The organism is Micromonospora sp. NPDC005161, assembly GCF_053599855.1.
Genome location: NZ_JBSFYQ010000053.1, coordinates 1 through 15,362 on the forward strand (window position 1 = coordinate 1; position 15,362 = coordinate 15,362).

At 70.4% G+C, this 15,362-nt stretch carries 9 protein-coding genes; all 9 read right to left on the bottom strand.

Going from position 1 to position 15,362, the window contains the following annotated elements:
• The coding region (locus tag ACWD5O_RS32360) for a hypothetical protein (RefSeq protein ID WP_450087632.1) at positions 1 to 281 on the bottom strand (281 nt) is incomplete at its 3' end.
• A gap of 28 nt (positions 282 to 309) precedes the next feature.
• On the bottom strand, positions 310 to 1,371 hold the full coding sequence (locus ACWD5O_RS32365) for a hypothetical protein (protein WP_354966763.1): 1,062 nt from the start codon (positions 1,369 to 1,371) through the stop codon (positions 310 to 312).
• Positions 1,372 to 1,434: 63 nt separating this feature from the next.
• On the bottom strand, positions 1,435 to 2,067 hold the full coding sequence (locus ACWD5O_RS32370; RefSeq protein WP_354966764.1) for a hypothetical protein: 633 nt from the start codon (positions 2,065 to 2,067) through the stop codon (positions 1,435 to 1,437).
• Positions 2,068 to 2,091: 24 nt separating this feature from the next.
• Positions 2,092 to 5,277: a family 43 glycosylhydrolase gene (locus ACWD5O_RS32375; RefSeq protein ID WP_450087633.1), complete on the bottom strand. Its 3,186-nt coding sequence runs from the start codon at positions 5,275 to 5,277 to the stop codon at positions 2,092 to 2,094.
• A gap of 68 nt (positions 5,278 to 5,345) precedes the next feature.
• Positions 5,346 to 10,061: a galactose-binding domain-containing protein gene (locus ACWD5O_RS32380; protein ID WP_450087634.1), complete on the bottom strand. Its 4,716-nt coding sequence runs from the start codon at positions 10,059 to 10,061 to the stop codon at positions 5,346 to 5,348.
• A 119-nt stretch (positions 10,062 to 10,180) separates the two neighbouring features.
• Positions 10,181 to 12,103 carry a glycoside hydrolase family 127 protein gene (locus tag ACWD5O_RS32385; protein ID WP_450087635.1) on the bottom strand — a complete coding sequence of 641 codons (1,923 nt, stop codon included), beginning with the start codon at positions 12,101 to 12,103 and terminating at the stop codon, positions 10,181 to 10,183.
• A gap of 2 nt (positions 12,104 to 12,105) precedes the next feature.
• Positions 12,106 to 13,017, bottom strand: a complete 912-nt coding sequence (locus tag ACWD5O_RS32390; RefSeq protein ID WP_450005332.1) for a carbohydrate ABC transporter permease — start codon at positions 13,015 to 13,017, stop codon at positions 12,106 to 12,108.
• A 5-nt stretch (positions 13,018 to 13,022) separates the two neighbouring features.
• Entirely contained in the window at positions 13,023 to 13,940 is a 918-nt protein-coding gene (locus ACWD5O_RS32395; RefSeq protein WP_354966768.1) for a carbohydrate ABC transporter permease, read from the bottom strand.
• Between the two features lie 115 nt (positions 13,941 to 14,055).
• Positions 14,056 to 15,297: an ABC transporter substrate-binding protein gene (locus tag ACWD5O_RS32400; protein ID WP_450087636.1), complete on the bottom strand. Its 1,242-nt coding sequence runs from the start codon at positions 15,295 to 15,297 to the stop codon at positions 14,056 to 14,058.
• Positions 15,298 to 15,362 lie beyond the last annotated feature (65 nt).

Genomic DNA, 15,362 nt, shown 5'->3' on the forward strand with positions numbered 1-15,362 from the left:
TGCCGGAGCCAGGCCTTCATGCGGTCGCGCTTCTCCTGGAGCAGTCCGTCGCCCAGCTTCACCTCCCGCAGCTGGAACGGCCTGACCGGGGCGGTGCCGCCGGGACCGGGATCGGCCGGGGTCGCGCCCAGGGCGGTCGCGCCGGTCGTCGTCCCGGTGGCTGTCGCCGCCTCGGCGGCGGTCGCCGGGAGCGCGCCCGCGGTGGCCACGGCGGCGGCGCCAATGGCCGATGCCTGAAGTACCTGACGTCGGCTGACGGGCATCTTGTCGGATTCCACCATTGCGGATCGTCCTTTCGGGCAGGGGGATTTACGGGGCCTTCGGCGCGTTGCCAGCCAGTGCCGAGGTCCGGGCTTCCGCCCGGCCCTCGTTCCGGGCGTCGGCGAGCAACTGCACGAGTCGCCGCCGGCGTCGGCGGACGGTGCTCCGGAGGGCAAACGCGAGGGCTGCGAGGGCTGCGGCCAGGGCCAGTTGCGGCCACGGCAGCGCCCAGATGGTGACGGTGGCGGTGGCGGGCCTGATCTCGGCGCCGGCGGGGCCACCACCGAGGACGGCCGGGGTGAGGTCGACGCGGGTCTGGAGCCGTCCCACCGCCCACACCCCGTCGAGGCGGGCCTCGACCTCCCGGGTGCCTCCGGGAAGCGTCTCCTCGACGTTCGTCGCGATTCGCCGTGTGGCCAGGTCGAACGGACCGGTGGCCGCCGTCCGGCCGGTGCCGGTCACCGCGACGTTGCCGTCGTTCGTCGTGGTGTACCTGAGACGGACGGTGCCGGCCGAGAAGGGATTCCACGAGCGCTCGTACCTGGCGGTGAGGCCGCTCACCGCCAGAGACGCGGTGACCGTGCCGCTGGCCCGCAGCATGACCCGGAACCCGACCCGACTCTCGACGGCGACCGTGCCTCCCGTGCTCGTGACCGCCGCCGCGATGCCGGCCGGGTGGTCCCCCGGCGTGGCGTCGCGGGGCACGGCGATGGTGAACGGCACCACCTTCGTCTGCCTCGGCCCGACGCTGACCGTCTCCTGCACCCTGATCCAGGTGCCACCGTCCACCGACTTCCGGTTGGACGGGAGCATGTTGAAGCGTCCCTTGTCGGTGAGGTAGCCGTCGGCCGCCTTCAGCGCGAAGACCACCGTGCCGTCGCTGAGGTTCCGCACGGCCAGGTGCTCGGTCACCACCTGGCCCGGGTCGAGCGTGCGCTCGACCCACCGGCGGCCGTCCGGGCCCTGCTGACTGGCCGGCTGGACCGCCCAGGTCAGCGTCGGGCTGGTGGGTTCCGCCACCGCGGTGGCGGGTGCGATCGGCACGGCGACGAACACGGCGGCCAGCACGGCGAGCAGTCGCAGCGGCGTCCGCGGCAAGGTCCGGATCATCGGGGTCCTTCGACGGAGGGATGTGATGGTGGGGGCCACGGCGACGCGGCCCCCACCCGTGCGTCACTCGAACAGCGAGAGGGTCAACGTCGAGGTGTACGAGCCGGCGGCGACATCCGCCGGGGTCCGCAGGTACAGGTCGGCGTCCACCGAGTACGCGTCGCCGGTGACCGCCTCGGAGTCGAACGTCGACACCAGCAGCTCCTGGTCGACGAGGCCCACGTTGTTGCCGGGCTGGGTCGGCTCGTCCAGGACGGTCACCACCTCCTCGCCTTCGGTGACCAGGCCGCTGTCGCCCCCGTCGAGAAGGCGCGGCTTCCAGCCGAGATGGCCGGCGCTGATCGGCGCCTGGCCGGCGCCGCCGACGAAGTCGGTGGCGCTACCCAGCACGGCCCAGGCCGCGTTGTCGGGCACCTCCTCGGCCGTACGGGTGTCGGTGACCGTCACCGTCGGCAAGCTGCCGACGAACTGACGGACCAGCAGGGTCGAGCCGTCCTCGGACAGCGCGACGGAGTTGCCGGCGATCGACATGGCGAGCACGCCGGGTTCGGCGATCTCCTCGATGTCGACCGTCACCCGCACGTCGGCGCTGTCGCCGGGCTCGGCCTGGACCGGCGCCTGCAACGCCACCGTCCCGACCAGCACCGCACCCGCGGCACCGGCCGCGAGCAACCGCCTACGGTTTCCTGTGTTCATCTGCTACTCCATCGTCGCTAGTGGTTACGGGGCCTGACGGGGATCGCCGGCACAATCGGCGCCGGCGTGGTCTGCGGTGCGGACGGTCGTCACGTCCACACCGTTGATGGGCCCGGTGGCGCGGACGGTCGCCGAGCCGGCCGGCACCGAGGGCGTCCGGGTGGCGAACGACTGGTAGGCGTTCGCACCGGGTGCCACGTCGGCGACGGAACGCTGGCCGTAGGCCGTCTCCAGGACGATGTCCACGGGCGCGTCGTGCTCGTTGCGCGCCTGCACGGCGACGTACGCCCTACCGCCGACGCACCGCGCCTGGACGCTGACCGTGACGGGCAACGCGGGTTGGACACCCGGGTCGTCGGCGACGACCCGCCACTCCGTGATCGCGACCGCGGAGTAGGTGGTGCCGTTCCCGTCGGCCCGGATCGTCGCCCGCACCCGAGGTGTGGTGACCGGATCGAAGGTGACGGTGTTGAACGCGGTGGTGCTCGTGCCGTAGGCGGACGCGCCGGTCACGTCACGCCAGGCCGAGGTCCCCTCGTCCCAGTACTGCAGCACCCACCCGTCGGGTTCGGCGACGCCGTCGCCGGTGCCGCGGTTGGAGTCCCGCCAGAACTTCAGCTCCGTCCCGGTGACGCGCACCGGTCGGGCCCAGTCGTACTGGACCCACTGGATCGCCGGGCGGGTCCCGGACCAGGTGCCCCAGAGCTGCGCCTGGCTCGGGTTCGCCGGGTCGGCGCCGTCGTTGAGGGCGGTGAGGCTGTTCCAGCCCGCCGTGTAGGACGCGCTCGGGGTCGCGATGGGCCCGATGTTGCCGGTCAGCGGCCCGGACAGGTCCGCCGGGATGGTGACCGTCTTCGCGGTCTCCTGGTTCCCGGCCGTGTCGAGCGCGCGGAACGACACGGTGTGCCGGCTCGAGTCGGGCGCCGCGATGGCGCCGCTGTAGGCCGTCCACGGGCCGGCGTCGATGGCGTACTCGACACGGGCGAGACCGGAGGTCGCGTCGCTCGCGGTCACCGTGACCGCCCGGGTCGTGCTGTCCACGGTGCCCGTGCTGACCGGTGCCGTCGCGTCGATGCGTACGGCCAGGCTCGCGGGCTCCGAGGTGTTGCCCGCGCGGTCGGTCGCGGTCGCCCGGACCGCGTGCTGACCGTCTCCGGAGACGGTCACGTCGACGGACCGCACGGCGCTCGCGACGACCGGCTCGCCGTCGTCCACCCGCGACTCGATGGTCAGCCGACCGCCACCGTCGTCGACACCGGCGATACGCACCCGCACGGCGGACCGGAACCAGCCGGCACCGCCGGCGCTGCCGCTGGGTGTGAGCGTCAGCGTCGGCGCCGTCTCGTCGCCCTCGGTGTCATCCGGTGAGATGACCCTGACCTGGGCGGAGACGCGACCGGCGGCGTAGCCGAGCACGCTGCCCCCGATCGTGAACGTCCCGGGCGTCGCGACGTCCTCCGGCGTGACCGGGTCCCAGAAGACCGGCACCCGCAGCGTCTCGGCGCCGAACGACACCGGGAGGCTGTCGGGCAGCTCGGTCTCCCCCACCTCCACCGTCATTCCCGGCGGGGTGACGGACTCGGGCTGAGTGGCGAGGATCTTCCACTCCTCGACCGCCACTCCGGAGTAGGTGCTGCCATTGGTGGACGCGTCGAACACGGCGCGGACCTGCGTCGTGGTCACCGGGTCGAACGTGGTGTCCTGGAAGCCCTGCGTGCCAGTCGGGAAGCCGCTCGGGCTCGGCACGTCGGCCCACTGTCCGCTGTCGAGATTCCAGTACTGGAGGCGCCAGCGGGCGGGGGCCGCGACGCCCGCGCCGGTGCCCTGGGGCTGGTCGTTCCAGAAGTCGATCTGCGACCCGGAGATCCGCATCGGCTGGTCCCACGTGTACTGCGCCCACTGCTGGGGCGGGTTGTTGCCGGTCCAGGTGCCCCACATGTCCGGTGGCAGCGGGTTCGACCGGACGATCTCGTCGTTGAGCGCCTTCACCCAGTACTGCGTGGGCACCGGCACGTTGGAGACAGTGACCGTCGCCTCCTGGGCGATGTTCGCCCGCGGGGTGCGATCAGGCCCCCTGACCGGCGTCGGCGTCACGAGCTTCAGCCTCGGCGGGTTCTGCGTGTCGTCCCACTCGACGGGGTCGATCGCCACCGAGCGGCGGAAGTGGCCGCCGCCCACAGCGTCGGCGGTGTGGTACGCGATGTACCACCGGCCGTCGAACTCCAGGATGCCCGGGTGGCTCGTCGTCGAGGAAACCGGCCGGAGCATGGTGCCCCGGTAGGTCCACGGCCCCTCCGGCGACGACGCCGTCGCGTACGCGATGCAGGCGTGGTAGTTCGCCGGGGTGCACTGCGAGGTCGGACCGGCGTTGTTCCCGGCGTACGCCATGTAGTAGGTGCCGTTGCGCTTGAACGCCCAGGCCGCCTCGAAGAAGCCGGTCAGGCCGGTGACCGAGCGCTGGGTGGTGACCGGGGTCTTCATGTCCTGCTGGAGCTCGATCATCCGCAGCTGGCTGAACGAACCCCACCAGAGGTACACCCGCTGGTTCGGTGCCGTGCCGTCGACGAGGATCGTCGGGTCGATGTTGTGGATGGTGTTGGGCGTGGGCACCCGCTGCGAGATGATCGGCCCGCCCGCGTGGTCGGTCCACGGGCCGGTCGGGCTGTCCGAGACGGCCACGCCGATCGCGAACTTGTCCGAGGCCGGGCTGTCCCGTTCGTTGATCGGTACGTACCAGTAGTAGCGCCCGTCCACGCCCCGGACGACCTGGCCGGCGTACGCGCGCCCCGGCGTCGCCCAGGCGAAGACCTGTTCCGGGCGCATCAGCGACGGGTAGTGGGTCCACTCCCCCGCCTCGACGTCCGTGGTCCGGAAAGCGCCCCACTCGTTCATGACAAAGTCGTTGGTGGACGGCCCGGCCTGGTCGTGGCCGGTGTAGATGTAGAGCTGGTCCTGGCCGCTGTCGTTGCCGGGTGCGCCGCTCGGCACGACGACCGGCGCCGGGTCGGCGGAGTAGTAGCTGCCGTCGCCGAGGATCGGGTTGACGGTGTTGGTGAAGGTGTACGAGTCGGCGGCGCGCGCGGGCGCGGCGACCCCGACCAGGCCGGCGGCGACGAGCCCGGTGACCGCCGCCGCGGCGACCACCCTGCGGAGCCGGCGCACCGGCCGGCGGGTTGGTGGGGCGGCGCCGCGCACCACGGTGGTGTTCACGGTGTCGATCTCCTCACTGTTGTCCGGAGGTGGTGGCGGCGCCGGTGCGGCGCCGCCACCACGAAGGGTCAGCCGCAGGCGAGCGCGCCGAACGGCGCCTCGAACGCCGCCGTCACCGGCTGGCCGTCCACGCTGCCGGTGGCCTTCACCGTCGCAACCCCGGCCGGCACCGACTCGGCGCGGGTGGTGAACGCCTGGTAGGCGGACTTGCCGGGGGCGACGCCGGACACCGTGCGCGAGCCGTACGGCGTGATCAGCTCGATGGTGAGCGGCACGTCCTCGGCGTTGCGCGCGTTGACCGAGACGTAGGCGCGGGTGCCGATGCACTGGGTGCGCGCCTGCACCTCGACGTCCCACGTCGGGGTCTCCGGGGGGTCGCCCACGGTGAGGGTCAGCGTGGTCCGCGTGGCGCCGGCCTGGCTGACGTAGTCGGGCAGGATCAGGTTGCCGATGATGGTGTAGCGGCCGGGGGTGTCGACGATGTCCTCGTCGAACTCCCAGTCGACACCGATGGCCTGGTTGTCGCGGGACCCGTCGTTGTAGGAGACCTCCACCTTGTCCGGCAGGTGGGGCAGCTCGCCCACGTCGACGGAGCGCTCGAACGTCTCCGCGCCCTGGATCGAGATGCCGCCCGGGGCTGTCTCGGGACGCACGTACACGCGGGCCTCGGCGATCAGGCCGTACGCGTCGTTCGTGCCGTAGACCACGAACGGTTCGACGTTGGTCTCGGCGACCATCGCCGGCGTGATCTCCTGCCAGTTGAAGGCGACGGTGCCGCGCGCACCGCTGGCGTAGACCGCGTCGAGCGTGCTCGGCAGGGTGGGCACAGCGCCCACGGTGGTCCGGATGAGCACCGGCGAGCGCACCGAGTCGACGGTCTCGCCGTTGGCACGCCACCGCAGCACGCCGGTGCCCGCGCCGCTGCCCATGAGGCCCCAGATGCGGATGCGCAGATAGCTGGTCGTGACCGGTTGGAAGTCGAAGTGGTTGTAGGTGTTGGTGGCGAGCCCGTCGGCGTACGTCGAGTCCGCGGTGAGGGTGACCGGCGTCCAGGTGGTGCCGTCCGCGGAACTCTCGATGGCGTACGTCGTGCCCGTGGGCCGGCGGGTGCCACCGTTGTCGTCGTACCAGTAGATGTCGGTCGACGACAGCCGCACCGGTGCGGTCCACCGGTACTGGATCCACGCCTCCCGCTCCGGGCTGGTGCCGTTCTGTGTCTGGCCCCAGTTGCCCCAGCCGTTCCCGGCACCCGGGTTCGAGCTGTTCGGGGTGGTGCTCTCCTTGACCCGCTGGTGGTTCTCCCACGACGCGGTGCCGCTGGTGCTGACCGTCGCCGAGGAGCCGAACTCGGCGACCACCTCCCGCTTGGCGAGGGTCACCGCCACGGTCGCCTCCGACCGCTTCTCGCCGTCGCTGGCGAAGAGGCGGAACACGTAATCACCCTCGACCGTGCCGGTCACCCGGGTCGTCAGTGCCTTCGGGTCGGAGAAGATGACGCCCGCTCCGGGCGGGGCCGAGACGGTCTCCCAGCCGAAGGTGAGCTCGCTGTCGTAGGGGATGCCGTCGTCGGACGCCGTGCCGACCAGCCTGGTGGACAGGTTGCCGTCCGCCGAGCCGTCGCGCGCGGCGGTGACCACGGGGGCCTGGTTGGAGACCTCCGGTACGTCGCGTCCCGAGTCGAACACCTGGACCTCGGAGATCGCCGTGTAGAACGTCGGGTTGTTGGTGAAGGCGATGCGCAGTTTGCTCGACGTCACGGTGTCGAACAACGCCTCGTTGAACTTCGCCGACGGGACGGTCGGGTTCTTGAACTGGCCCGGTACCTCCTTCCAGCCGCCGTCGCCGTCGGGCACCTGCACCCACCAGCGCGCGGGCTCGCGGTAGCCCCCGGCCTGGCGGTCGCTGACGGCGTACACCTTGACGTTGTCGAAGGATTTCGCCGACCCGAGGTCCAGCTCGATGTAGCCGTTCTTGTCGGTCGTGCCGTAGTTGCCCCAGTACGGCTCGTTGGCGGTGACGCCGTCGGTCACGGCCGCGAGCGACACGGGCCGCTCGGTCTCCTTGATGGCGCCGGGTGTGTAGTTCATCGAGGTGGTGCTCCAGCCGGGCGTGTGGAACTGCCGCCACGGCGTCGGCCGCACGCCCTGCTGGGTGTACGACGAGCTGAGATTGGCGCCCGCGGCCAGGTTCGGCGCGTCCTCGGTGAGGTCGATGCCGGCCGTCTTCAGGTACTCGACGACGCGGGTGTCCTCGATCGGGGTGTCGACCGCGCTCGGGACGTCGGCCCCGGTCGTCGCGGTGAACGTGACGGTCAGGCCGGCCTCGGCCTGGACCTGGTTGGTGCGCGGGTCGTAGGTGAGCTTGCCGATCTTGTCGGTGCTGACCTTCTTCTCGCCGTTGAGGAACAGGCTGTAGCCGGCGCCCAGGCCATACTTGCTGCCGTCGGGGTCCCAGACGATGGTGACGTCCTGCCCGTGGTAGCGCAGGTTGTTGGCCATGAAGTGGTCGTAGCCGAACTTGATCGGTGAGAGCTCGATCTTGTCGTCGGAGCGCGGCTGGAGGCCGGCCATGTCCTCGACGAAGATGTAGTTCATATTGCCGAGCATCACGTGGTTCGGGTTGTTGCGGTTGTAGGTCTTCGCGGTCGCGTTCCAGTTGGAGTAGTACTCCGCCTGGTTCGGGGCGCGCAGGTCCGCGTTGGGGTAGATGCTCCAGGCCATCCAGTCCAGCAGCCGCTTGGCGTACGCCGGGGTGATGTACTTCTGCTCCGGGTCGTAGTGGCGCAGCGCCGAGCGGACTCCGCGGTACTGCACCGTGAAGTTGATGTTGGAAAAGTTGTTGGAGCCGCCGATCCCGTAGGCCGTCCGGTCGTACTGGTTGGCGGTGTAGAACGGGAAGATCGGGAAGTTGTCGCCGTAGGTCAGGAAGCGGTACCCGTCGACGTAGTTCTGCCACTGGTCGTACGGGATGAGGTTCTCGGCGTAGACGTCGTAGAGGTTCGACTCCCGGGCCGGGATCAGGTCGCGGGACGTCGCGGGCAGCGGGTTGGGCCGGCCGTTGGCGCTCGCCGCGCTGGTGGCGCCGTGGGAGGTGCCGGCGAGGAACATCCGCATGTCGGGGCTCCACAGCCGGTCGAGGATCGCCGCGCGGATCGCGTCGGCGCCGCCGGCCATCTCGTCGACCTTGCCCTGGTCGGCGCCGGCGAGCTGGTAGAGCTGGCGGGCGGCGTCCAACGCGCCCCACACGTACGCCGACTCGGGGCGCTCGATGGTGCGCGCCCCGGGTGCGCCGGCGTTGCTCTTCGGGTAGCCGAAGGTGATCGCGTCGGCGTCGTTGCCCGGCATGTAGTTGGTGTCGTAGGCGATGAGCTTGTCGTCGTTGCCGTCGTAGTGCTCGAGCTGACCGACGCCGTCGCCCTCGAAGTAGCGGGCGAACTTCCGGGCGATCTCCTTGCCGCCGCCGTGCACGTTGTAGGCCTCGAGCCCGGCGGTGCCGATGTACTGCGAGTAGTGGTTGTTCCAGCTCGTGTGCCCCGGGCTGTCGAGGAAGGCCGACGAGCCGGACAGCTCGCCGATGTTGAGGACCTGGCCGTACGGCAGGTAGGGCGTGCGCAGCCACTTGGTGTCCTGCAGGTGCATCGGCTGGGTCAGCGCCACGGCGTTCTGGTAGAGGTTCACCCCCTCGATCGTCGTGGGGTACTGGTAGACGTGGCCGGGCGCGTTGGCGTCGAGGGTGTTGTACCGCTCGCCCCACCAGCGGTAGACGATGGCCTTCTCCAGCGCGGGATCGGGCACGTTGATGTAGGGCACGTCCTGCGCCCAGCGGCGGTTGAAGGCGGTGATGCCGGTGCGCACGGCCGTGGCCGGCGACATCTCGGCGTACTCCTGGTAGCTCTGCACGGCCCTGGTCAGGCTGGCCGAGGAGACGGCGCCGACCACGGACAGCGACACCGAGCCGCCGGCCGGCACGGTGATCTCGCGGTCCAGGTTCGCTCCGGTACGACTGAAGCCGGCACCGGTGACGTCGACTCTGATCGAATCCCACGCCGTGTCGACGAGCCCGTTGTTGGCGCCACTGGTGATGGTGCGCGTGCCGGTCAGCGCGGCGGCGCCCGGTCCGGCCTGGGTGGCCAGCGGGGACGCGGCGCGGACGGTGAAGGTGGCCGACGCGTCGCCGGGGTTGTCGAAGTCGAGGGCGGTGACGGCGACGTTGTCCTCGGTGATGAACTTGGTCTGGTTGGCGGTGACTCCGGTGGTCCCGATCGTGTACCGGCTCTTCGCGTGGCTCGGCGCGTTGAACCGGTTGGCGTTGACCTCGGCGACGGTCTGCCCGGGCACCGTGACGGTGTACAGGTTGCCGAGGTTGTTCGGGCCACCGACGTACGTGCTGCCGGCGAAGCCCATGACGGTGAAGTTGTTGTTGCTCGCGCCGCGCATGTAGAGAGAACGGCCCCGGCTCATCAGCACCGCCGACCCGATCGTTCCGGGGACGCCCAGCACGCGGTCGAGGTAGTAGTCCGTGCCGCCGGCGGCCAGGTCCTTCTCGAAGATCGACTGGTGCATGTTCCCCGCGGTGAACGGCACGCCGGGCTTGAGCTGGTTGGCGACGTCACCGACGTTGCTGTAGGTCGGGTCGCCGATCTCCATGGCATGGTTCTGCCCGTTGGTGTAGACCCCGACGTCACCCTCGTTGCCCGGCAGGACCGGGCTGGCGGCGTGGGCCGGAGACGGTACGCCGACCGCCCCTCCCAGCACCAGCGCGCCCAGGGCGGCCCAGAGGGGCACCCTCCTCACTCTTCTATGGATCATGTCGTTTCCTCCCTGTCGTCGGTGCGGCTGAACGGGCGAGGCGCGTACGGGCGTTAGCGCTAACATCAGGGAGCCGGTCGGCCCCTGACATCTCGTCAGTGCTCTGTCGGGAGCCAGACGCGCATGGTCGAGGGCCCTCGGTTGGCCCAGTCGTGGTACTCCACCAGCGCTACCTCGTCGACGCCCTCGTCGACCACCGGCGCCGACTCGGCCGCGTCGGTCCGGTACGGCCAGTCGTGCTCGCGTGGATGGACGCGCCGGCATTGCACGGTGACGCGGCCGTCGACGAGGCGGGGCGGTTGGCTGGTGTCGACGCGGAGCTCGTCGACCGTCTCGACGTCGGGCACGTCCACCGACTCCAGGGCGAGCACGAGGGGGCCGTGCTCCACCGCGACGCAGCCACGGACCGCGTCGATGCGGGCGTCCGGGTAGGTGAACCGGGGCGCCATCGGCAGGGACAGAACGACCTCGTCGTCCCGTCGCCACGTCCGGTTCTCCGTGACGAGGCCGGGACCGACCGCACGGGTTTCTCCGTCGACGGTCAGCGTCGCACCCTGGCCCGCCCAGCCGGGCACCCGCAACGACAGCGACCAGGGGCGGTCGTCGTCGCTCTCGATCCGCACCCGGACCTGCCCGCTGTGCGGGTAGTCGGTCGCGATGCGCACGCACAGGTCGCGCCCGTCGGCGAGGCGGTGCTCGACGGTGCCCGGCAGGTACTGGTGCAGTTGCAGACCCTCGTCGTCGGACGTCGCGACGTAGGCCGCCAGGCTGGCCAGGGTGCGGGCGACGTTGGTCGGGCAGCAGGAGACCTCGAACCAGGGCGCCCGCAGCGAAGCCGCCGCGCGCAGGCTGGGCCGGTCGGCGTCGGGAAGGTTGCCGAGCTCGCGGCGGTGCAGCGTGTTGGTGTAGAAGAAGCTCCGTCCGTCGGCCGACGGCGAGGTCGACACCACGTTGAACAGCGTCCGCTCGATGACGTCGGCGTACCGGGGGTCGCCGTCGGCGAGCAGCAGCCGCCACGCGAGCATCACCGAGCCGACGCCGGCGCAGGTCTCGGAGTAGGCACGGTCGGGAGGCAGCACCCAGTCCTCGCCGAACGCCTCGTCCTGATGCCGGGAGCCCTGCCCGCCGGTGACGTACGTGCGCCGGGCCAACCCGTTGCTCCACTGGGTGCGCACCGCGTCCAGCAGGCTGGCGTCCTTCAGTTCGACGGCGACGTCGGCGGCGCCGGCCGCGAGGTAGTTCGCCCGTACCGCGTGCCCTCGCAGGACCGTCGCCTCCCGGACGGGCCGTTCGTCCTGGAAGTACTCCCGCCCGAACTCCACATCGCTGAGCCGGCCGTGACCCCGCCGGTCGACGAAGAGCGCGGCCTGGGTCAGGTAGCGGTCGTCACCGGTGACCCGGGCGAACTCCACCAGCGCGGTCTCGATCACCGGGTGCCCGCAGATGCCGTCGACGCCGTCCGGCCCGAAGGTCTCGCAGACGTTGTCGGCGGCACGGCGGGCGACCTCGAACAGCCCGTCGTCCGCACCCGGACGCGTTCGGGCGCGGGCGACCGCGGCCTGCAGGAGATGACCGACGCAGTAAAGCTCATGACCCCATTCGAGGTCGGACCACCGGGGCGCCTGCCCCGGGCGACCGAACCTGGTGTTGAGGTAACCGTCGGCCTCCTGCGCCGCGGCCACCCGTCGCACGAAGGCGCGAAACCGCGACTCGAGCCCCGCATCGCCGGTCCGGCCGATCTCCCACGCCGCCGCCTCCAGGAACTTGTAGATCTCCGAGTCGGAGAACTCGCGTCCACGGCGATCGCGTGACAGGTCGCCCCGCACGGCACGGTCGAAGTTGCCGATCCAGCCCGCACGCTCGAGCCAGTGCGCGATGTGCGGCAGAGTCGCGGCGGCGTTGATCGACTGACGCTCGGCCCAGAATCCCCCCGTGATCCGGACCTGGTCCAGCCCGAGCGGCCGGAGCCGGCCACGGATCGGCAGGACAGGGGCGGCCGTAGGTGCGGTGCCGCTCATGGTCATCCTTTCATCGCGCCGGACATGAAGCCGCGCACGTAGTGTCGTTGGAGCAGCAGGAACAGGACGATGCACGGAAGGGCGAGAACGACGACGCCCGCTTCGGTCGCCCCGTAGTCGACGACACCCTGGACCTGGCCCCGCAGGTTGGACACAGCGAGCGGAAGGGTCATGCGCTCGCTGTCGTTGATGAGGATCAGCGGTGCCATGAAGTCGTTCCACGCGGTGAGGAACGCGAACAGCCCGACGGTGATCAGGCCCGGCTTCACCGCGGGCAACAGCACCCGCCACAGAGCGCTGAACGTCGAGCACCCGTCGACCATCGCGGCCTCGTCCAGTTCACGTGGCACCGCCTCGAAGGAGATACGCATCAGGAAGGTGGAGAACGGCAGCTGGAACATCGTGAGCACGAGGGCCACGCCGACGAGGGAGTTCTCCAGCCCCACCTGGTTGAGCAGCACGTAGAGCGGGATCAGCAACGTCGCGTACGGGACCATCAGGATGGCGAGCGTGACCAGGAACAGGATGTTCTTGCCGGGGAAGCGGAACCGGGCGAACGCGTAACCACCGAAGAGCGAGATCAGCAGCGTCAGGGCGACCGCGAGCAGGGCGACGAAGGCCGTGTTCGCGAGGTAGCGCCAGATGCCGGCCTGATAGTTCGCCAGCGTCTCGTAGTTGCCGAAGCCCCAGCCGTCCACCTGGTTGGTGCCGGCCCGCGGGCCCACCGAGGCGACCGCCGTCCAGAGCAGCGGAGCCAGGAAGATGAGGCCGACCGCGCCGGAGAACACCCAGTACGGCGTGCGCAGCGCGATGCCGGCGATGGTGACGCCCCTGGGTCCGCCGCGGCGACCGGGCGCCGCGGCGGGTGGCGGAGCTCCGCCGGGATCGACGCGGGAACGGGATACGGCGACCATCGGGGTCAGCTCTCCTCGGATCGGAAGGCGCGCAGTTGCAGCGCGTTGATGAGGACCAGGGCCAGCAGCACGATGAGGGAGAGGGCGGCCGCCACACCGAGGTCGTTCTGACCCTGGAACGCCACCATGTAGATGAGCTGGACGACGGTGATCGTGCTGTTGTCCGGACCGCCCTTGGTCAGGATGTAGAACTGCTCGAAGGCGAGCAGGGAACCGGTCACGCACAACACGGTCGTCAGCGCCAGGGTCGGACGCAGCAGAGGCAGGGTGATCTTCCGAAAGGTCTGCCAGCGGGTGGCACCGTCCGCGCGGGCGGCCTCGTACACGTCCGCCGGGATGCCCTGGAGGCCGACCAGCATGAGCACCATGTAGAAGCCCGCGTAGCGCCACACGATGAGGAAGGTCGTCGAGATGAGCGCCGCGGTCGGTGAACCGAGGAAGGTGACGCCGAGACGGTCCATCACCGGCGCCAGCGGGCTCGCGTACGGCGAGTAGAGCACGTAGAACAACAGGGACGCCGACGCCAGCCCGAGCGCGCTGGGAATCAGGAACGACGCACGGAGCAGGTTGTTCCACCGGCTCGACTCCTGCACGAGCAGGGCCAGCCCCAGGCCGAGGGCCAGGAGCAGCACGGTCGCGAGCACGGTGTACTTGACGGTGAACACCACCGAGTCGGTGAAGAACCGGTGGTTGACCGCCTTCACGAAGTTGTCGGGAGCGTTGATCCCCTGGTCGCCGGTCAGCAGCGGCCATCTCGACACCGACATCCTGATGACGAGCAGCAGCGGTACGGCGAACAGCGCCACGACGAACACCGCGGTCGGTGTCGCGTAGAGCCAGCCCAGCAGGGCCTGCCGGCCGCGTGGGCGGGCACGGCCCCGCGTCGCCGCACTGGGCGGGCGAGACGGTGCGGTGACTCTCATGGGAACCTCTCGGTCGGTCGACGGCGGGCGGTCGTGGACACGCGGGGACGTGTCCCGCCGCGGGCGTGTGCCGGCCCGGGAAAGCCGTTGGTCGGCACACGCCCGCGATGGGCAGCTACTGCTTGAGCACGGCGGTGATCTCGCCGTTGTCCTTCTGCAGGTCGCCGCTGCCGTTCAGCACCTGATTGCGGACGAGGGTCAGCCATGGGCTGTTCGGCGCGTTGAACGCCTGCTGGAAGTTCAGCGCGACGGGGGTGTCGCCCTTGCCGGCCGCCTCGTTGATGGTGACCAGTCGCGGGTCCTCGGCGGCGTACTTGTTGGCCGCGAGGTCGGCGCGGGACACCACGTCCTTGTTCTTCGCCAGCACCTCGATCTGGGCGTCCTCGGACATCATCCAGCTGAGGAAGTTCCAGGCCTGAGCCGCCTTCTTCGAGTCCTTCGACACGCCGATGCCGTCCCCGCCCACGAAGGTGGAGCCACCACCGCTGGGGCCGGGGATCGGGGCCACGCCGACGTCGAACGGGGTCGAGGAGAGCAGCGTCGCCGGGTAGAGCATCAGACCGACCTTGCCCTCGGTGAACGGGGCGGTCCAGGTCGGACCCGTCTCACCGGCCGAGGCGGGCAGCACGGCTCCGGACTTCCACAGGTCGTTCCACGTGCGGTAGACCTTCTGGGCGGTGTCGTCGGCGAGCTTGGACTCGGTGCCATCCTCGCTCAGCACCTCACCGCCGCCGGCCCAGACCGACGGGAACCAGGTGAAGACGAGGCAGCCTCCGCAGTTCAGGCCGGTCGCCGTGCCGTAGACGCCGTTCTTCTTGGTCGCCTGGACCGCCTTGGCGGCAGCGGCGTACTCCTCGAGCGTCGCCGGGGCCTTCTCCGGGTCCAGCCCGGCGTCCTTGAACAGCTGCTTGTTCCAGAACAGCATCGACAGGTCCAGCACGAAGGGCAGGACGTGCTTCTTGCCGTCCACCGTTCCGGCCGAGAGGTGCCCCTTGTTGATGGAGTCCTTGAAGCTCAGGCCGTCGATGTTGGCGCTGAGGTCCTGGAAGAGGCCCTGCTTCACCCAGTTCGGCACGTAGACGATGTCCGCGGCGAAGAGGTCCGGAAGGCCGTCCGAGCCTGCGGCCGCGCCGACCTTCGCGACGTAGTCGTCGTTGGGAACCACGGTCAGCTTGACCGTGTTCTGGTGGCCGGCGTTGTACGCGTCGACGAGGAGCTTCGCCTGCTTCTCCAGCGGCGCGCGGGTCCACAGGGTGAGCTCACTGCCGTCGTCGACGCCGTTGGGGCCGGCCTCTGCCGCGCTCGTGCCGCCGTCGTCGCTGCTGCACGCGGCCGTGGCCACGGTCAGCGCGGCCACGAGGACTCCTGCCAGTGAACGCAGAGCGGTGCGCCTGCCCAAGGTTCTAATCATGGTTCCTCTCC

Coding starts and splice junctions, on each gene's coding strand:
- ACWD5O_RS32365 (WP_354966763.1), bottom strand. CDS start 1,371: ATGATCCGGACCTTGCCGCGGACGCCGCTGCGACTGCTCGCCGTGCTG.
- ACWD5O_RS32370 (WP_354966764.1), bottom strand. CDS start 2,067: ATGAACACAGGAAACCGTAGGCGGTTGCTCGCGGCCGGTGCCGCGGGT.
- ACWD5O_RS32385 (WP_450087635.1), bottom strand. CDS start 12,103: ATGAGCGGCACCGCACCTACGGCCGCCCCTGTCCTGCCGATCCGTGGC.
- ACWD5O_RS32390 (WP_450005332.1), bottom strand. CDS start 13,017: ATGGTCGCCGTATCCCGTTCCCGCGTCGATCCCGGCGGAGCTCCGCCA.
- ACWD5O_RS32395 (WP_354966768.1), bottom strand. CDS start 13,940: ATGAGAGTCACCGCACCGTCTCGCCCGCCCAGTGCGGCGACGCGGGGC.